This is a genomic window from Acidipila sp. EB88 (assembly GCF_003858395.1).
Lineage (GTDB): Bacteria > Acidobacteriota > Terriglobia > Terriglobales > Acidobacteriaceae > EB88.
This window is the reverse complement of sequence record NZ_QWEV01000005.1, coordinates 3,278,535-3,296,491: the sequence shown is the minus strand read 5'-3', so window position 1 is coordinate 3,296,491 and position 17,957 is coordinate 3,278,535. Positions and strand designations below refer to the sequence as shown.

The following is a 17,957-nucleotide window of genomic DNA, read 5'->3' as shown; positions in this document are numbered from 1 at the left end:
TTACGGCTAGTGCGCGTGGCGATCCTCAGGCAGCCGCATGCGGCAGCACGGTTTTGCCAGCGTCGTGCCGCGCTACCTTGGCGCCTCCGTTCATGAGTGGCCGCTCGACCAGCAGGTAGAAAACCAGCCCCACCCCGAACACAGCCACCGCCAAACTCGGCAGCCAGATACCCCAGATCAGCCAGCGGTTCTCAAGGTGCAGCCGGCTCAGCACGATGTCGGAAACCCCCTGCACCACAGCGATGTGCGTGAGGTAGATCGAGTAGCACATGGTGCCGATCAGCGCGATCCAAGGCAAGCCCAGAACTGCTCGGCTCACGTGCCCATACAGCGCACCCAGGTAGATCATGGACACGATCACCAGACCGGCCAACGGAGAGATGACATTGAGCCAGAAGCCCTGTGGGTGCGCATCGTTGCCGCAAAGCCAGAGCCCGAAGCCTGTAAATGCGACCAGTGCGACGACCATCACCGCGTCGTAGGCGGCGCCGGGTTTGATCCTGTTCAACAGGCAGCCAGGCTTGGAAAGGTCGGCCGTGGCGATGCCGGCCAGAAAGTAGGGTGCATAGGCAAGCAGCCCGATCCGGAAGCGGTGATCCATCGGACCATGCAGATGAAAGCTGGCTACCACGAGAATGGCCGCGGCGCTCACAGCGGCCAGCACAGCCATGCGGGCAGCCTGTCGCTTGAGGCGCAGGTAAGCCAGCATCAAGAACGGCACGATCAGGTAGAACTGGATCTCGATCTCGAGCGACCACATGGGCGGGTTCAGCCGCGACGGTGCGTTGAACCAGAGACTGTGGACATACACCGCCGACGCGGCAAAGCTATGCAGCAGCGGGATGTTCGAGGCAAATGAACCGCCTCCCTCCGGCACGTGATGCGTAAGCCCCAGCACCGCGAAGCAGCCGAGCAGGCTCAGGATGTACGGCGGGTAGATACGCATGAAGCGCTTGGTGTAGAAGTCGCGAAAGCTCCACTTGCTCTTGCGATACAGAAAAGACTGCGCGATGACGAGGCCGCTGATGAAGAAGAACAGGTCTACGCCAATTTCTCCATGCGGAAACCAGCGGTACAGCGTTCCTGAATCGATGCCCTGCTTCTGCAGCCTGTCCGCATAACGGCTGGCCCGCAGCGACGAGTGCCAGACGAACACAACGAAAATCGCCAGGAACCGCAACCCGTCGATCTGTGGGATATACGCCACGCGGCCAACGGGACGCCCCAGTTCGTGGGGCAAACGAGCCAGGGTATGGAACAGGCCCGAAGATTTCAAATCACTCACAGCACTCTCCTGCGGGAAACCTACCATGCACCGCGCCGCGCTCCAAGGGATTCAGCCCTGGAGAGCACCGGCTGCACGGTACCGTCGCGTGCACCGGCACAGGACCTGGGGTGACATCGCTAGATCGATTGCACCGGCACTTGCAGCAGGTCCGCCACCAGCCCAACCTCTTTCTGCACAAACGGCTCGCCAAAACGCACGCCACCCAACAGGCCATAGTGCCTCGCCTCGGCAAAGCAGCGCTCGCGAATCTCCTGCTCCGGCACGAAAAGACCAGAGCCTTCCGGCTGGTCGCCATACTGTGACTGATATGCCATCAGGGCCGCGTGACGCTGCTCGATATGCGGGGTAATGTCAACCACGAATGTGGGACGGACATCGGCATAGAGGCTGGCGTACAGGATTTTAAACGGACGGTGTGGAGCCTGCTCTTTCCCGTCCGCGCCATGCGTCACGACCTTGCGCAGACCGGACACAAAGCATGCTTCGTAGCCCAGCACCGAGCAGGTGCTGTGATCGGGATGACGCGCCGTCCAGTAAGGCAGGATCACCACGCGCGGTCGAAGGGTGCGCACCACAGCGGCCACCTTGAGCCTATTTGGGTACGTGTTTTCCACAGCACCGTCGGGCAGGTCGAGAGCTTCGCGATGCACCACCCCGAGCAACTCCGCCGCCTTCGCCGCCTCGGCAGCACGCTCCTGCGCAGAGCCACGGGTGCCGGCCTCGCCGGCGGTCAGGTCCAGGATGGCGGTTCGCTGCCCCAGTGCCCTGGCGCGCAGCAAGGTTCCACCGCAGGTCTGCTCCACATCATCACGATGGGCCGCGACGGCCAGGATGTCGCATGGTTCCACGTTGCTCTCCTTTATGCAGCAGCAGCACTCGCCCTCTGGCTATGCGCCCGCAAGGAAAAGGCGCGCCGTGTGGGCGCGCCTTATCTGTGTGCTGGTCTGGCTTAGTACCAGGTGTTGTCCGAGTCATCCGGAGCATCCATGTAGGCCACATCGACCACGGTGCCGGCTACCGTCACGTTGGTGTTGTCGAGCGCCGCTCCGGCCGTTGTGCCGTAGATGTACACCTGGCCACCCTCGGCCGTATACACCTTGTGCAGCCCCGTGACCGCGGCAATCCCTGTGCCATCGCCCTTGTACGACTCGATCGTGGTTACAGTGTTGGTATCAGTGTTCACCATGGTCATGCAGCCGTAGGAGTTGGTGCTCCCATTCTGGGCCATCCGGTAGCGCTCCCCGCCCTGGCAGCTCGATGAGCCGATCCAGAGGGTGTCGTCATCGGCCAGCACCATCCGGCTGTGCGTGCCATCCGAGATCGGAATGGGCGCACTCACCGAGTTGTTGGTGATGTTGACCACGGAAAGCATGCCGGTGAACAACTGGTCGGCAGGCACAAGTTGCTGCCCGGCCACGTAGAGCGTGTTGCCGTTGAAGAGCGCATCCGTCGCGCCGCCCGGGACCGGGATAAAGGTTGAGGTTTTAAGCGCGATCCCCGCAGGTCCGGTCGTGCCAGGGTTCAGCGCGGTGCCGGTCAGCGGAATCTGGGTGAGACCCGCAGTCTGGCCGCCACACTCCGGTCCGCAATCGATCACGTACGCGGAGGAGCCATCAGGCGAAAACACGGTGCGGATCGGGCGATCCACCGGTGCGGCCGAGGTGTCCACCGCGAATACGCAGTATTGCGGCAGGTTCTGGGGCTCGCAATCCTCGGCGCCATCATAGAACCGGCCGCCATTCTGCGAGGGTGGCAGTGCGGCAGCAGCCTGCTGCTGCGCGCTGGTCAGGTGGACCACGCTATATACCGTGTCGGAGTTCTGCACAAAGGCGAGCGCAATCGTACCAGCCGGGTTGACCGAGACGCGGTACACACCGGGCAGGTTCAGCAGGAACGTCGTGGGCGCCGTGCTGGCGTCGTACATCTCGATCTCGTGCAATTGTTGCTGCGCGGCCACGATGTACTGTCGGTTGCTGGAAGTAAACACAGAAGAGGCCACCACGTTGGTCGCAGGCGGTGCTAGCAGCGTCGTCGCTGTCTCGGTGGCATAGTTCACGGTAGACAGTGAACCGTCGGAGATGGAGAACACCACACCAACCTGCTCCGCAGGAAGGTTCTGCACCGTGATCGGGAGCGACGTGGCGGTGTAGCCGCTGATCGGGAACGACGCCACCGTGTTGTTGTAGTTGTGGCGCACGTCGTACAGGCCGTCCACCAGGAAGAGCTGACCACGACCGCTGATCTGGCAGGCTAGCAGGACCCTGTTCAGGATGCCGCTTGGCGGCAGGGCGCGACCTGCGAAGTAGTAGTTCTTCCCGCAGGCGGATAGGCCAAGCGAGACCAGCAGGAGGGCGGCGAGGACGGAGCAAAGACGCATGCAGCGCGACGCACGGCTGCTGTGAGGCTGAAGCAGGTTCAACAAACGCAAATGAAAACCCCAGTCCCTCCAAGCAAGACACCCGCGCTTGCGAGGGAAGCCCAAGTATAACAAAGCACCTGCCCTTGCTGGCACCGGCGCGGCCTGTGCCTTAGCATGAGGAATCACTGAGCAGACCATGTCGAATCGATTGCAACAACTTTTTGGGGACCGACCCGTGCTGTGCGATGGCGCCATGGGCACGATCCTGTATGACCGCGGCATCTTCATTAACCGCTGCTATGACGAGCTCAACCTTTCGGATCCAGACCTTGTGCGCTCCATTCACGAGGAGTACCTGCAGGCCGGCGCGGAGCTGATCGAGACTAATACCTTTGGCGCTTCGCGGTTTCGGCTGCAGCGCTTCGGCCTTGAAGACAAGGTCGAAGCCATCAACCAGGCCGGCGTCCGGCTGGCGCGCGATGCCGTGCGGCAGCTCAAGGAAAAGCAGGCCAATGACGCCTGGGTCGCCGGGTCTGTAGGCCCGCTTGGGATCAAGATGGAGCCGCTCGGCAAGATCTCCCGCGAGGAAGCGCGGGCCGCGTACGCGGAACAGATCCGGGCGCTTGCTTCCGGGGGGCCAGGCGTCGGCGTCGACCTGTTGATCGTGGAAACCGTGCTTTCGCTTGCGGAAGCCGAGCAAGCCCTGCTGGCGGCACGCGAAGCCGCACCGGATCTTCCGGTGGTGGTGATGGTCACAGTCGATGAAGAAAGCCTCTGCCTGGACGGTACACAGCCCGAGCTTGCGGCGGCCCGACTTGCCAACTGGGGCGCGGACGGCATCGGGGTGAACTGCTCCACCGGCCCCGCTGCTGTGCTGAGTGCGATCGAGAGCATGGCTGGCGGCACGCACCTGCCCTTGTTCGCGATGCCGAATGCAGGGGTTCCCCGGGCGATCGACGGGCGCAACATCTACCTGTGCTCGCCGGAGTATATGGCGAGCTTCGCGCGCAAGTTTCTCAAGGCGGGCGTGCAGTTTGTGGGCGGCTGCTGCGGCACCACTCCGGCGCATATCCGCGCGATGCGCGCCAATCTTCGAGCCCAGAGCGCGATGAAGGCAGGTGCCCGCGAGGTAGAAGCGACGGAAGCACGTGGCGGGCCCCGGGTCGAGGTGCTGCCCGACGATGCCGTCGAAACGGCGCCACTCGCACAGCGCTCCACCATCGGTCGGCTGATCGCCGAGCGCCAGTTTGTCACCCTGGTCGAGATCGTGCCGCCGCGCGGCATCGACACGCGCAAGGAGCTTGCCGGGGCGCGCCTGCTCGCCGAGCATGGCGTCGACGCGATCAACGTTCCGGACTCCCCCCGCGCGTCTGCCCGCATGAGCGCACAAAGCCTCTGCATCCAGATCCAGCAGAACGCCCCCAAAAACGCGCCCATCGAGACGGTGCTGCATTACACCTGCCGCGACCGCAACGTGCTTTCCATCCAGAGCGACCTGCTAGGCGCCTCGTCGATCGGGCTCAAGAACATTCTCTGCCTCACCGGCGACCCACCCAAGCTCGGCAACTATCCCGACGCAACGGCGGTGTTCGACGTGGACGCGATCGGCCTAGTCAACATCGTGCGGCGGCTGAACCATGGGCTGGACATTGGTGGCAACTCCATCGGCGAGTCGACCGGCTTCACGGTCGCGGTGGCAGCCAATCCGGGCGTGCCGGATATCGAGAACGAGATCCGCCGCTTTGCCTACAAGGTCGAGGCGGGGGCGGAGTACGCCATTACCCAGCCGGTGTTTGATCTGCGCCTGCTCGAAAGCTTCCTGCGCCGGGTCGAACAGTTCCGCATCCCGGTGATCGCGGGCATCTGGCCGCTGACCAGCCTGCGCAACGCCGAGTTCATGAAGAACGATCTGCGCGTTGCTGTCCCGGACGAGATCATGGTCCGCATGGGCGCGGCAGAAGGCCCGGAAGCCTCGCGCGACGAGGGCGTGCGGATTGCGCAGGAGATGCTTGCGACGGCCCGGCCCATGGTGCAAGGTGTTGCCGCCAGCGCTCCATTCGGCCGCTACAACACAGCGATCGAGACGCTTTCGAGCGTGCTGCCCAGCCGTAAATGAGTCCAGCCGCGTACCCTGAAGCATCTTGTACCTGAAGCACCAAACACAGCCTCAGGAGCGACACCATGACCAACCCTGTTTCACTCAAGCCGCCTTTTGACCCGCAGAGTGCCCCGCTGAAAGCGCGGGCGGCTGAAAATGCCTGGAACAGCCGCAACCCGGAGAAGGTGTCGCTGGCGTACACCGAGGATTCGCATTGGCGCAACCGCACGGAGTTCATCACGGGCCGCGCCGAGATCGTCGCCTTTCTCCGGCGCAAGTGGGAGAACGAGCACGAGTACCGGCTGATCAAGGAGCTATGGGGCTTTCGCGAGAACCGCATGGCTGTACGCTTCGCCTACGAGTGGCACGACATGGCCGGACAGTGGTTCCGCTCCTACGGCAACGAGTTGTGGGAGTTTGACGAGGCCGGGCTCATGCGCCGGCGGGTCGCTTCCATCAACGACCTGGCGATCCGGGATGAAGATCGCCTTTTCCACTGGGAACAGGGACCGCGTCCAGACGACCACCCCGGGCTCAGCGAGTTAGGCTTGTAATCACAACCATGGCTACCTTTGAAGAGAACGTGAAACAGCTTGAAACCATCGTGGGGCAACTGGAGCGGGGCGACCTGCCACTTGATGATTCGATCAAGCTGTTTGAAGAAGGCATGCGACTTTCGAGCGCCTGCAAGGAACAGCTGGAAGCAGCCGAGGGTAAGGTGCAGATCCTGATGAAGCAGCGGGATGGGTCGCTTAAGGCCGAGACGTTTCCGCCGCAGAAGTAGCGGCCGGCTAAACTCGACGGGAGCTGTCCCGGCGCTCAGCTAAGCGGCCGCGACGCGCTCCCGGACAAATGCGATCAACTCCGGCGACAGATACGTGGGCGCCTGGACCTTGAAAAGCGGCTTTCCCTTGATCAGCTTCGCCGAGACGCCCTTCCAGTGCGGCTCGAGTGGGCGCTCCACAGTGATCAGCGCATCGGCGCGATCCAGGAACAACCGGGCCGACTCCTTGAAGTCCGCCGTGGCGGCATCGAGCACGCTGAGGTACACGTCGGGCTTCATAAACTGCAGGATTGAATTGGACTCGAGGATGGCGTTGCCCGATACAGCCAGTTCCTTGCGGATGCGTGGCATCGCTGTGGCCAGCATGCCGATGCGCGTGCGTACCCAAAGCGAGCGCTGCGCGCCTGCACGCAGGTAGCGGCCGCTGTCAGTCGAGGCGTCGCCGTCCGGCCGCTCCGCCGTGACAGCGATGGTGTGCTCGTCGGTCTGGCAGTCGCAGGGCGCGCCGTCGGCGGTGCAAAAACCGTGGCCATACTGCGTGATCTTGAAGGCCGTCCAGTGGCACTCGGGCAGAGCCGCGATCAGGCCAGCCACCACCGAGGTCTTGCCGATATTGCGGGAGTGCCCGCCAATCACAACCACTGCCATACCTACTCCCCTGCTTCCCTGCCTGTGGGCTGCTTCGTACGAGTACGCCGCGTGAGCCGGGCGAGCGTCGCGAGCTCTTTCAGGTACTGCTGGATAGGCCGGGCAGGCGTTCCCCAGAACAGCATGCCCGGGCCATTCAGCTGCTTGTTGGAAGGGATGCCGCACTGGGCACCGAGGATGGCGCCTTCGCCGATCGTGACGTGATCGGCGATCCCGACCTGCCCAGCGACGACCGCCCCTTTGCCAAGGGTGCTGGAGCCCGATATGCCGGTTTGCGCGGCGATCACCACGTCCTCGCCTACCTCGACGTTGTGCCCCACGTGCACCAGGTTATCGAGCTTGACGCCTCGACGGATGCGGGTCTGCTCGAGCGCTCCACGGTCGATGGTGGTGTTGGCCCCGATCTCCACGTCATCCTCGATCAGCAGGGTGCCTTGCTGCGGAAACTGCTCGTAGGCGCCGGTTGCGCGGTCGCGCACGTAGCCAAAGCCGTCGGAACCCAGCACTGCGCCGGCATGCACCACCACCCGCCTGCCAAGCGTGACCCCGGGATAAAGCACCACGCGCGGGTAGACCACGCACCCCGCACCCAGATCGCACCCCCTCCCGATCACGGCACCGGCGCCGATCTGTACGCCAGGACCCAGCACCACGCCGTCTTCCACCACTGCGAAGGGTCCAATCGAGACGATGTCGCCGATCGTGGTCCCGGGCGCAACCGACGCCAGCGGGTGAATGTCCGGCTGCGAAAGTGCGGGCCGCAACACGCGGGCTGCCCGGGCGAAGGCGAGCTTGGGCTGGTCGGTGAGCAGGACGGGGCGGTTTTCAGGCACCGTTTCGGCCAAGGCGGCCGTCGTGAGGATGGCGCCGGCAGAGCTCAGGAGGGCTGACTGCAGGGTACGCGCATCCTCGGCGAATACCACAGTGGTCAGGTCGGCGCCGCCATGGCTTGCCACCCCGCGCACTGGCTGCTCACCTGCGCTGACCGGCCGCAGGGTGCAGCTAAGAGACCTGGCCAGTAAACGCAGCGGCATGTTCGGAGGCTGAGGGGTCACGTTGATCCTGTTGGCGGAGCGGAGCGGTCTCGGCTCCTGTGTACGGCTTTGTTCAATGCCTGCGGACAGTGGAAGCAGCCCGGGCACGCCTAGTATATGGGTGCTTCGCCCGCCGGGCGGGTCTTCCAGCGTCGGTGCACCCAGAGCCATTGCTCCGGGTAGGCACGAATCGCTGCTTCGATCGCGGCGGTGCAGCGGGCCGTGTTGCACAGTGCATCCGCCTCGGCGTTTCCGGTGTCGGCCATTTCAATCTCCGGGTAGAAGTGCAACACGTACTTGGACTCGTCCTCATGCCAGAGCAGAAAGCCTGGCAGTACGGCGGCCCCGGTCTTGAGCGCGATGCGCGCCAGGCCTGCCGGGGTACAGGCCAGGTGACCGAAGAACGGCACAAAGACCCCTTGCGGCGGCGTCATGTTGGTGTCCATCAGGATGCCGATTGACCGGCCGGCGCGCGTGGCTGCCAGCAGCCCACGGGCGAAATCATCCTTGTGCAGCACCGAGTTGCCGTGCATGCAGCGGACCCTGTTTACAAAGTGGTCGACGTAGGGGTTATCGAGTCGACGAATCACCATGCTCATGGGGTGGCCCATCAGCGAGTGAAAAAAGCTGGAAAGTTCCCAGGCGCCCAGATGGCCGGTCACGATCAGCACGCCCTTGCCGCGCGCCTCTGCTTGCGCAAAGTGCTCGAACCCCTCATACCGAATAAAGGCGCTGGCCTGCTCCGCAGAGTAGCTCGCCATCTGGCAGAACTCGGCCAGTTGCCAGCCGAGGCTGCGATACACCTTGCGCAGCACCCCCGCGCGCCAGGCAGCGCCGCATTCAGGGTAGGCAAGAACAAGATTCTGCTCGCCCGTGCGCCGCAGCCTTGGGAGCGTTCGCAGCGCGACCCCGCCCAGCACTGCACCACACGTGCGGGCCAGACGGCGCGGCAGAGCTCCCATGGCACCGATCAGGCACCGTACAAACCAGTATTCAAGCCGCTGCCGCAGTACGATCCCTCGCGCCCAGATGATTCTTTTCAAGTGTAACCGTGTTTCCAGCGATGCAAAAAGGGCCGGCCCGCGAGGGCCGGCCCCTGGGTGCAGGGTTTAACTAGGAACGGGCCTTGGCGGTATGGAAGTACTTTGCCACGGTCTTGACGAACGGCATGGCATCATCCGGCGGAAGCACGTTGCCCTTCAGGATCTGCTGGAAGGTGTGCGGCTGGCCATAGAACAGGGTCGTGTCATCCGTGTTCTCGAACACGGCGACACCGTTCAGATCGATGCCGGCGAACAGGCCCTTGGAACGCGACCAGGTGAGAAGCTCGGACTGCAGCTTCCAGTTGGTGGCGGCCTGGGTGTCACGGCCGACTGGGCCGGCGGCGGCAGCAGCGTCGCCGCCAATCTTGAACTTGCTCTTCAGCAGGTCCTGGAAGCCCTTGTCATTCACAGCGACGAGGACCAGGTCCGTGCCCGAACCACCGATCTGGAAGCCGAACGAGCCGCCAGTCATCTTGATGAACGCAGGCGCGCTCCAGCCGTGGCCGGTGCGGCAGCTCACAACACCCTGTCCGTACTCCGCGCCAAACACGAAGGCACCCTTGATGAGACCAGGGATCACGCCTACGCAGGTGGCCTGCGTCAGGATCGAATCCGGAATCGCCTTGTCAGGTACCGCCATGATTTCATTCAGCGTCGCGGTGGCGCTTACCAGCCGTTTGTCCAACGCCGCTTTGTCGCTGGCCATTGCCGGAAGGGTCATACCGACCATGCACAGCATTGCAAGGAACTTCTTCATTTGTTTTCTCCCCGTCCTGATGAATCGCACCAAATACCATGGCTGGCACGTATGTCACGATGGCCTACACCAAGTGCTTTCGACCCAATGAGATGCAGCCGGATCACAGGGAGTGGTACGAGACAGCATCTATTTCGATGGGGACGCGCGGAAAGCACAAGCAGGCAGACCGGAGTCGCAGCAAAAAAAAAGAGGGGCTGGTTTCCCAGCCCCGTTCCCCAGATCTGCGTTGTTACTGATTACTTTGTATGCCGGATCGCGGGCCGATGCAAGTTACTTATGTCACCATTCATGCTTTTTTAAATATGCATGCTGGTCACAGTTTCGGGAGGACGATTCCCTGCTGCGCCTGGTATTTGCCTTTTCGATCCGCGTAGGAAACCTCGCAGGGCTCGTCTGACTGGAAGAACAGGATCTGGCAAAGGCCTTCGTCGGCATAGACCTTGGCCGGCAGCGGCGTGGTATTTGAGATTTCCAGGGTGACGTAGCCTTCCCACTCCGGCTCGAAGGGGGTGACGTTGACGATGATGCCGCAGCGGGCATAGGTGGACTTGCCGACGCATATGGTGAGCACATCGCGCGGGATCTTGAAGTATTCGATGGAGCGCGCCAGGGCGAAGGAGTTGGGCGGGATGATCACAGACGGTGCGTGCACCGTCACAAACGAACGCTCGTCGAAGTGTTTCGGATCGATGATGGCCGAGTTGACGTTGGTGAAGATCTTGAACTCGTCGGCGACCCTCAGGTCGTAGCCATAGGAGGAGAGGCCGTAGGAGATCACGCCTTCCTTGACCTGTTTTTCGCTGAAAGGTGAAATCATGCCGTGCTCGGTGGCCTGTGCACGGATCCAACGATCGCTTTTGATGGACATGGAACTCCGGCCGCGGCATGGTCCGGCCGCTCTGCGCGAGCGGGGAGCGGATTTTCAACACGCCGACTGTTTGTTTCTACTGGATGGTTGGTATACCAGTTTGAATCTGCATCTTACGGGACAGGCATTGCATTCGCAACGACGGGGCACAACGCCTCGCAGATAGGCAAGCATGATCAAGCAGGACATCATCCAGCACGTGGTAGAGCGAACTGGCCTGCCGCGTTCCAAGTCGGAGGCGGCGGTCGACGCTATCTTCGAAAGGCTGAAGCAGGCTTTAGCTTCCGGTGACCGTATCGAACTTCGAGGGTTCGGGGTGTTTAACGTGCGTCCACGCAAGACCGGGATTGGGCGCAATCCGCGCACCGGGACCGAGGTGACGATTACCCCTGGGCGCGCTGTGCGGTTCAAGCCGGGGAAGGAACTGCAGTTGCTCGACTAGTCGGAGTCGGATGCCCCAGCGTCGGCCTCTGAGCGGCCACGTCTCAGAAGCGGCACATGGGGCACCCGGCTTGTTTGTAGTTTCGCTGCGATGGCCGGACCGCAGATCCTTCACTTCGCTCAGGATGACACTGTTTTCTATGTGCCGTTTTCCTGCCGGAGCTATTTTCCTGCCGGCGCTGATTTCCTGCCTACGGCATCTTCCTTCTTTGCCATGTTCCATGCGCTGTCACCGCTCGCGCGGCGGTCCTCTGCCTGTCCCACTCCCGGCAGGCTGAGGCTACATCAGGCTGATAGCATCGACGTCCACGATCAGGTTGCGGCGAGGGATGGCGGAGCGCTCGGCGAAGTCGAGCATGCCGCGCAGGGCGCGGTGCAGCGAGGCACGGTTTTCGGCCTTGACCACGAGGTGGAAGCGGTAGATGCGCTTGACCCGAGAGAGCGGCGCAGAAGCCGGCCCGAGCATGCGGATGCCGGGTAGAGGCGTGTCGCGGAACCACTGCCCCAGCTTCCCTGCCCAGTCGGCCGCCTCCTCGAGGCGGTCGCTTTGCAGCACCAGGTTGGCCAGTACTGCAAAGGGCGGGTAGTGCATATAGCGGCGGAGCTTGAGCTCCTGCGCGACAAAGCCCGCGTAGTCGTGGTGCGAGGCGGTGGCAATGGCGTAGTGCTCGGCGTGGTAGGTCTGCACGATGACCTTGCCGGGCAGGTTGCCGCGCCCGGCGCGGCCTGAGACCTGTGTCAGCAACTGGAAGACACGCTCGGCGGCGCGGAAGTCGGGCAGGCCCAACGCGTGGTCACAGCCGACAACGCCGACCAGCGTGACACCGTGGATGTCGTGGCCTTTGGCGATCATCTGCGTGCCGACCAGCAGGTTGATTTCACCGGAGTGAAGGCGCATGAGCAGGCGCTCCATGTCGAAGCGCCCGCGCACGGTGTCGCGGTCCATGCGGCCGATGCGCGCACCCGGGAAAAGCTCGAGCAGGCGCTCCTCGCCCTGCTGCGAGCCTGCGCCGAGATAGTAGAGGTGCTCGGACTCGCAGTGTGGGCAACGCGAGGGGACGCGGGTGCGGAAGCCGCAGTAGTGGCACTCGAGCCGGTCGCCAACGGTGGCGTGCTCGGACTCGCCGCCGCCGACCACGGCCTTGTGGAGGGTCAGCGCGATGGCGCAGTTGTCGCACTGTAGCTTTTCGCCGCAGGCACGGCACATGGCCACGTAGGAGTAGCCCCGGCGGTTGAGCAGGATGATGCACTGCTCGCCGCGATCGAGCGCAGCCTGGGTCTCCTCGATGAGCTTTCGGGCGAAGAGCTGCTCCTGCCCGGTCTCCTTGAACTCGTTGCGCATGTCCAGGAGCTCGACCTCGGGCAGGGGCCGATTGTTGACGCGCTCGGCCATGGTGAGCAGGGTGTAGCGGCCGCGCTGGGCGTTGTGCCAGCTCTCGAGGGATGGCGTTGCGGAGCCGAGGACCACGGTGGCGCCGAGCAGCTTGGCCCGCATTACGGCGACGTCGCGCGCGTGGTAGCGGGGCATTTCCTCCTGCTTGTAGGAGCCGTCGTGCTCTTCATCGACGATCAGCAGGCCAAGTCCGGCCACGGGCGCGAAGACGGCGGAGCGAGTGCCGACGATGATGCGGGCCTCGCCGCGACGGATGCGGTGCCACTGCTCGGCCCGCTCCTCGGCGGTGAGCGCGGAGTGGAGCAGGGCAACTTCGGTACCGAATGCGGCATGCATCTGCCCGGCCATGGCGGGGGTCAGGCCAATTTCGGGTACGAGCAAAAGGGCGCCCTTGCCGGCGGCGAGCGCACGCTGCATGGCCTGGAGGTAGACGGCGGTTTTGCCTGAGCCGGTAACGCCATGAAGTAACAGCGGCGCAAACTCGGAGCACTCCATGGCGGTGGTGATGGAGGCGAGAGCTTCGAGCTGGCCGGGATTGAGGCGGTGCTCATGAGCGGCGGTTGAGCCCTGCAGCATGCCGGAAACGTGAAAGGTGAGCGGCCGCTCTTCGATCGTGACGAGGCCGCGCTTGACCAGGGTAGCGAGGGTGGAAGTGGAAGGTTTGGCGAGCCCGGCCGGCTGGGCGGTCAAAGCTGGCGGCGCGTCTGCTTCGACGTCGAGGCCACCGCCCGAATCGGGAGCATGCACGGGGCCTGGATCGAGGACGCTGTCGGCAGCGTCGGCCGGTCGGCTGAGTAGCATGCGCAGCTCAGGCACGGGCAAAGCGCCGCCGGCCCCGGCAAGCTCTGCGAGGATGCGCTGCTGGTTGGGGTTGAGTTTGGGCAGGCGGGCGTCGGCCTGCAGCACGGCCCAGCGAACGGTGCGCTCGGCGCGTCTGCCCTCAGCCTCGGTTTCTCGGGCGAGCCACTTCTTACGGAGCATGCCGTCGAGCAGCTCGCGGGTTGCGCCGGTGGCGGAGCGCAGGGTCGCGAGCTTCGCGGGGTCGCCATTTTCGAGGTAGTTGAGCACGGAGTACTCAATGTCCTGCTCAGCGGGGGTGCGGCGGGAGCGGCGCGAGGAGCCCTGGGCGGCGCCGGCGAAGAGGACGGCACGGCCCGCGTCGGTGATGCGCAGAAGCACGCGGTGGCGCACCTCGGCGACGAGCGGGAGCATGGTGCGCAGGACCTCGCCGAGCGGCGACAGGTAGTAGCCAGCGATCCACTCGGCAAGTTGCATGAGGTCAGGGCCGATGGTGGCCTCGGCGTCGAGCACGGCCAGCACGGGCTTGGCGGCTACCGGCGGCGGGTCGTCGTGGAGGCGCACCACGATGCCAGCCATCTTCTCGTTGCGGAAGGGCACAAGCACGCGGGCGCCCACGACCGGAGCGGCGGCCTCGGCGGGCGCGGGGCAGCTGTAGGTCCAGAGGCGGTCGAGCGGGACGGGCAGGGCGACATCGCAGAACAAGGGCACTGGGGCGAGGGTATCAGGTTGGCGCGATGGAATTGGAGCGGGAGCGATGCTGGCGGGTGGCACGTGGTAAGGCACGGGTGGGCATGCAGCGCAGGCAGAGGCGATCTCCACGTCTCAGGGGCGAGACATGGGGCACCCGGCGTTTCCTCTTCCCGAGCGAAGGCAAGTGCGGTGAGGCAGAAACAGGCCGGGGTTCCATCACGCTTGGGAGCGTGGTGGAACCCCGCGGTTGGTGTGGATTGGCTTCTACTTGGCGAAGATGGCCGGGAAGTTCAGGGTGCCCCAGCCGGTGACCGGATCCCAGCCCGAGGTCACGGGCAGGGTGGAGTCCGTCCCGAAGGACAGGGCGAAGTAGGAGCCGCTATTGGGGCTGTGGTACAGGCCCGCAAAGAACGGCGAGGTGCTGGCCGAGTCGATCAGCGAGGCGGTGGAGTAGAAGGTGACTCCCTTGCTGTCGGCTACGCCGCCCTGCACCGAGTACGTGGTGGAGACGGGAAGCACGTCCTTGATATAGGACGTCTTCGCGTAGGCAGCGATGTAGGGAGCGGCCTGGCCAAGGGTTGCGCCGAGCTTCTGCTGGATCAACGCCCACTCGGCCGAAAATACCGGCGCGGCGAGGCTGGTGCCGCCGATGGACTCGTAGTACTGCACCCCATCGACCGTCTCGATGATCTCGACACCGGTGTAAGGATCGGCGATGGCCGACACGTCGGGCACCTGGCGACCAGTACCTCCGATAGCGGATTGGTAGGAAGGCAGCGCGAAGTACTGGCTGGTACCACCGCCGGCGCCGTACAGGAAGCCTTCGACGAGTGGTGGGTCATCGACCGTGGAGGTGGTGGAAAGGCGGGTGATATTGGTACCCCAGCCGGTCTCGACCAGCGAACCGTCGAGCGGCGAGGTGCCGGCGGAGGTGCCGCCGACGCCAGTGGCGTAGGGCGAGTTAGCGGGTGAGCTTACGTCAGCCACGCCTTCGTCGGCGATCAGATCGCCTTCATCGCCGGAGGAGAAGTGGACGCTGATGCCTTCAAACGCAGCGAGTTCGCAGATCTCGTCCCAGGTAGTGACGTCTTCTGTGTCTTCGAAGAGCTCGCCCTGGCCGTAGGAGTTGGAGACGATGTTGGCCAGCTTGTTCTCGATGACGTAGAGCAGGCTGGTTTGTAGGTCGGAGTCCATGGCGCTGGGCGCAGCAATCAGGCGGATGGCGGCGTCGGGAGCAATGGCGTGCGCCCATTCGACGTCAAGGGTGGTTTCGCCAGCCCAGCCGGCATCGGTGCCGGTAACGGCCACAGGGGTGAGGAGCTTGAAGTCAGGTGCGGGCAGGTTGTAGATGCTGTCAAAGGTCTTGAGGTCGGCGGCAATGGTGGGCGAACCATAGGCATCGATGATGGCGATGGTCTGGCCCTTGCCGGTGTAGCCCTGGCTGTAGGCGGCGTTGAGGCCGAAGAGGCTGGTGATGTCCTTGGGCGAGTAGCCGCAGGGTGCCACGGTGCCGGAGGCGGTGTTGGTGACAGGCGCGCCGTAGACAAAGCCGGTGTACTGCGCGGTGGGCAGGCTGCCGGAGTTGAAGGTCACATTGGTGGGGGCATAGAAGCACTGCGACGCGAAGTATGCTCCATCAGGGCTGGCGGTCTTGGGAGCCGCGGTTGCGGCAGACATCGCGACCTTGCCGACCTGGACACCGGTACTGGGATCGACCGGGTGCCGCATGAAGGAATGCATGGGCGCCCCGGTGGCGCCGGAGACCGAGCGCGTGAGGCCGACGGCAACGCCGGCGAGCGCGGGTGCGGTGGACACGGCCGCCATGGAGGTGCCGTTCTTCATGCGCAGGGTGTGCAGGGTGGTGTGGAAGGCTGCTTCGAAGTCAGAGGACTTGCCCTGGAAGTGCACCGCGAAGTTGTTGGTGTCGACCCCGGTAACGGTGAGGTTGTGCGCCGCGAGCTCCTGCTTAACCTTGGCGACGTCGGCTGCGGAAGGCGCGTACTGCTTGAGATCTTCGATGGCGGCGAACTTCTGATAGGTGGGCGCGCCGGGGGTGTACATAGCCTTGACGGCGGCGTCGAGGGCGGCCTTGTTGTGGAGCTGGAGCCAGACGGTGGCGGCAATGGGCGTGGCAGCAGCCTGCGGCTCAACCGAGACGGTGGCGCGGGTCACGGCCTTGGACATCTGCGCCGAAGCTGAGACGGCGAACAAGGCAGATGTGATGGAAGCGATAGCCAGGGAACGGAAACCAGAGCGTATGGGAGCGGCAAAAACTTGCATGCGGCACTTCTCCTCGAAGGGACCTTGGGTTGTTCTGAACAGACTGCACGGCCTGCGATGAGCGGGGCAGGATCGAAGGGAGCTTCACTGGGAAGGATGGAAGAATGCAGTGGCAGAAGGTCCACAACGCGGGATCGCGGCGTTCTGTCTCGCGACAGGTATAGCACAAACGGGGGAGAGAACAAGTAGATTTTGCCCTGTTTCCAGGAATGGGAAAGCCGGGCCGGGGCTAGCGGGAGGGGGTGGTGAGCTCCCGCATCGCGATCTGGAGATCGGCCCAGGCTTCTTTCTTCTGGCGCGGATCGCGCAGCAGGTAGGCCGGGTGGTACGTCACGATAAGGCGCGTGCCAAGGGCCGGATGCACGCGTCCGCGCAGAGCCGAGAGCGGGCTCTTGGCGCCGAGCAGGTAGGTGGCGGCGGTGGACCCGAGCGCGACGATGACGTCGGGGCGGATCACACCGATCTGCTCGAGCAGGAAGGGCGAGCAGGTATTCGCTTCCTCGGGCTCGGGCACGCGGTTGGCCGGGGGGCGACACTTGACGATGTTGGCGATGTAGACGTCTTCGCGGCGCAGGCCCATGGCGGTGATCATGTTGTTGAGCAACTGGCCGGCCTTGCCGATGAACGGGATGCCGGAGGCATCCTCGTCGGCGCCAGGGCCTTCACCCACAAAGAGCAGGCGGGCATTGGGGTCGCCGTCGCCGAAGACGATGGTGTTGCGACCGGCAAACGCGAGGGGGCAGCGGGTGCAATCGCCGATGATGTCGCGGATGTTCTGGAGGGCGGCAGGGCGGCCGGCAGACGGGATCTCGATGCCCGGGAAGACGGCTGGGAGCGGGTTGGGCAGGGCGCGTTTACGGGCGGCGATCTCGTGGTCCTCCGGGGACGGGTCTGGTTCGGGCGTGTGAGGGGTGGGCTGCGGGCGGGGCTCGTTGACTTCCCTGCCCTGGTTGCCGGGGGCTTCGTCGCGAGGGGCCGACGATGGTGTCGTTGCGGGCACCTGGTGCGGAGGTTCCGGCAGGACAGTGACGGCGGGAACGGAGTGGGACGTGGCTGTTGCTGCTGGCTCTGTATTTACAACTACGTGAGTGGCAGATGCGGAGGATGCGGAGGATGCGTATCCGGTCGCGTCGACGGGATGACGATAAAAGTCGTAGATGCCGAGGTCGCGGAGGAAGGCGACCTGGGCGCGGAGAGCGGCGGCGGCTTGTGGCGAGAGGATGCGCGGCATGTCAGCGGGTGTTGCTCGTTTGAGGAGCTTGGTTCTTCGTCGGCTCGGCGAGCGAACTCGTCGCCATGGCTGGGAAAGCTGCGGGAACCATACTGTGAGTTTAAGCCGCTTTGCAGGCGGCGTTGTTGGTGACCCTCGAACAGCAGCGTGGACCGCGGAGAGGCATAGGGTTTGTGGCTCGAGCGACGCGCAACCGGAGGGAGTTCTGGGCTGCGCGGATTCGTCTCTGCCTGCGCTTC

The 17,957-nt window shown here is 64.1% G+C and carries 15 protein-coding genes; 4 read left to right on the top strand and 11 right to left on the bottom strand.

Going from position 1 to position 17,957, the window contains the following annotated elements:
- Positions 1–25: 25 nt before the first annotated feature.
- The 3 genes from D1Y84_RS13935 to D1Y84_RS13925 form a co-directional block, all read right to left on the bottom strand.
- A complete protein-coding gene (locus D1Y84_RS13935) occupies positions 26–1,285 on the bottom strand; it encodes an acyltransferase (RefSeq protein ID WP_158615489.1) in 1,260 nt (419 codons plus the stop codon).
- 119 nt (positions 1,286–1,404) lie between these two features.
- Positions 1,405–2,136 carry a bacillithiol biosynthesis deacetylase BshB1 gene (gene bshB1 / locus D1Y84_RS13930; RefSeq protein ID WP_124849228.1) on the bottom strand — a complete coding sequence of 244 codons (732 nt, stop codon included), beginning with the start codon at positions 2,134–2,136 and terminating at the stop codon, positions 1,405–1,407.
- Between the two features lie 101 nt (positions 2,137–2,237).
- A complete protein-coding gene (locus D1Y84_RS13925) occupies positions 2,238–3,665 on the bottom strand; it encodes a hypothetical protein (protein WP_124849227.1) in 1,428 nt (475 codons plus the stop codon).
- 178 nt (positions 3,666–3,843) lie between these two features.
- Between D1Y84_RS13925 and D1Y84_RS13920 the strand changes: the two genes are divergently transcribed.
- The 3 genes from D1Y84_RS13920 to xseB all read left to right on the top strand — a co-directional run bounded on the left by D1Y84_RS13920 (position 3,844) and on the right by xseB (position 6,529).
- Positions 3,844–5,763 (top strand): bifunctional homocysteine S-methyltransferase/methylenetetrahydrofolate reductase, encoded by a 1,920-nt coding sequence (locus D1Y84_RS13920; protein WP_124849226.1) that lies wholly within the window; start codon positions 3,844–3,846, stop codon positions 5,761–5,763.
- Positions 5,764–5,828: 65 nt separating this feature from the next.
- Positions 5,829–6,299 (top strand): nuclear transport factor 2 family protein, encoded by a 471-nt coding sequence (locus tag D1Y84_RS13915; RefSeq protein ID WP_124849225.1) that lies wholly within the window; start codon positions 5,829–5,831, stop codon positions 6,297–6,299.
- Positions 6,300–6,307: 8 nt separating this feature from the next.
- Positions 6,308–6,529 (top strand): exodeoxyribonuclease VII small subunit, encoded by a 222-nt coding sequence (gene xseB / locus D1Y84_RS13910; protein ID WP_124849224.1) that lies wholly within the window; start codon positions 6,308–6,310, stop codon positions 6,527–6,529.
- 39 nt (positions 6,530–6,568) lie between these two features.
- Here xseB and D1Y84_RS13905 read toward each other — a convergent pair whose 3' ends face one another.
- From D1Y84_RS13905 to dcd, 5 genes are all read right to left on the bottom strand, one after another.
- Complete coding sequence (locus tag D1Y84_RS13905) at positions 6,569–7,177, bottom strand: hypothetical protein (protein WP_124849223.1); 609 nt, start codon at positions 7,175–7,177, stop codon at positions 6,569–6,571.
- A gap of 2 nt (positions 7,178–7,179) precedes the next feature.
- On the bottom strand, positions 7,180–8,232 hold the full coding sequence (lpxD, locus tag D1Y84_RS13900; protein ID WP_233581422.1) for a UDP-3-O-(3-hydroxymyristoyl)glucosamine N-acyltransferase: 1,053 nt from the start codon (positions 8,230–8,232) through the stop codon (positions 7,180–7,182).
- A gap of 89 nt (positions 8,233–8,321) precedes the next feature.
- Positions 8,322–9,254 (bottom strand): lysophospholipid acyltransferase family protein, encoded by a 933-nt coding sequence (locus D1Y84_RS13895; protein WP_255424353.1) that lies wholly within the window; start codon positions 9,252–9,254, stop codon positions 8,322–8,324.
- A gap of 70 nt (positions 9,255–9,324) precedes the next feature.
- Complete coding sequence (locus tag D1Y84_RS13890) at positions 9,325–10,011, bottom strand: lipid-binding SYLF domain-containing protein (RefSeq protein WP_124849222.1); 687 nt, start codon at positions 10,009–10,011, stop codon at positions 9,325–9,327.
- A gap of 316 nt (positions 10,012–10,327) precedes the next feature.
- Complete coding sequence (gene dcd, locus D1Y84_RS13885) at positions 10,328–10,882, bottom strand: dCTP deaminase (protein WP_124849221.1); 555 nt, start codon at positions 10,880–10,882, stop codon at positions 10,328–10,330.
- Positions 10,883–11,054: 172 nt separating this feature from the next.
- Here dcd and D1Y84_RS13880 point away from each other — a divergent pair, with 172 nt between their 5' ends.
- Positions 11,055–11,324, top strand: coding sequence for an HU family DNA-binding protein (locus tag D1Y84_RS13880; RefSeq protein WP_124849220.1), 270 nt, complete (start codon positions 11,055–11,057; stop codon positions 11,322–11,324).
- Positions 11,325–11,603: 279 nt separating this feature from the next.
- Here D1Y84_RS13880 and priA read toward each other — a convergent pair whose 3' ends face one another.
- The 3 genes from priA to D1Y84_RS13865 all read right to left on the bottom strand — a co-directional run bounded on the left by priA (position 11,604) and on the right by D1Y84_RS13865 (position 17,718).
- Positions 11,604–14,225, bottom strand: a complete 2,622-nt coding sequence (priA, locus tag D1Y84_RS13875) for a primosomal protein N' (RefSeq protein ID WP_158615488.1) — start codon at positions 14,223–14,225, stop codon at positions 11,604–11,606.
- 246 nt (positions 14,226–14,471) lie between these two features.
- Positions 14,472–16,487, bottom strand: a complete 2,016-nt coding sequence (locus D1Y84_RS13870; RefSeq protein WP_124849219.1) for a protease pro-enzyme activation domain-containing protein — start codon at positions 16,485–16,487, stop codon at positions 14,472–14,474.
- Between the two features lie 229 nt (positions 16,488–16,716).
- Positions 16,717–17,718 carry a uracil-DNA glycosylase family protein gene (locus tag D1Y84_RS13865; RefSeq protein WP_124849218.1) on the bottom strand — a complete coding sequence of 334 codons (1,002 nt, stop codon included), beginning with the start codon at positions 17,716–17,718 and terminating at the stop codon, positions 16,717–16,719.
- Positions 17,719–17,957 lie beyond the last annotated feature (239 nt).

What these genes read in the sequence shown, in the direction of transcription:
- xseB (WP_124849224.1), top strand. Translation starts at nt 6,308, where the DNA reads ATGGCTACCTTTGAAGAGAACGTGAAACAGCTTGAAACCATCGTGGGG.
- D1Y84_RS13880 (WP_124849220.1), top strand. Translation starts at nt 11,055, where the DNA reads ATGATCAAGCAGGACATCATCCAGCACGTGGTAGAGCGAACTGGCCTG.
- D1Y84_RS13925 (WP_124849227.1), bottom strand. Translation starts at nt 3,665, where the DNA reads ATGCGTCTTTGCTCCGTCCTCGCCGCCCTCCTGCTGGTCTCGCTTGGC.
- D1Y84_RS13905 (WP_124849223.1), bottom strand. Translation starts at nt 7,177, where the DNA reads ATGGCAGTGGTTGTGATTGGCGGGCACTCCCGCAATATCGGCAAGACC.
- D1Y84_RS13890 (WP_124849222.1), bottom strand. Translation starts at nt 10,011, where the DNA reads ATGAAGAAGTTCCTTGCAATGCTGTGCATGGTCGGTATGACCCTTCCG.
- D1Y84_RS13870 (WP_124849219.1), bottom strand. Translation starts at nt 16,487, where the DNA reads ATGCAAGTTTTTGCCGCTCCCATACGCTCTGGTTTCCGTTCCCTGGCT.
- D1Y84_RS13920 (WP_124849226.1), top strand. Translation starts at nt 3,844, where the DNA reads ATGTCGAATCGATTGCAACAACTTTTTGGGGACCGACCCGTGCTGTGC.
- D1Y84_RS13865 (WP_124849218.1), bottom strand. Translation starts at nt 17,718, where the DNA reads ATGCCGCGCATCCTCTCGCCACAAGCCGCCGCCGCTCTCCGCGCCCAG.
- D1Y84_RS13915 (WP_124849225.1), top strand. Translation starts at nt 5,829, where the DNA reads ATGACCAACCCTGTTTCACTCAAGCCGCCTTTTGACCCGCAGAGTGCC.
- dcd (WP_124849221.1), bottom strand. Translation starts at nt 10,882, where the DNA reads ATGTCCATCAAAAGCGATCGTTGGATCCGTGCACAGGCCACCGAGCAC.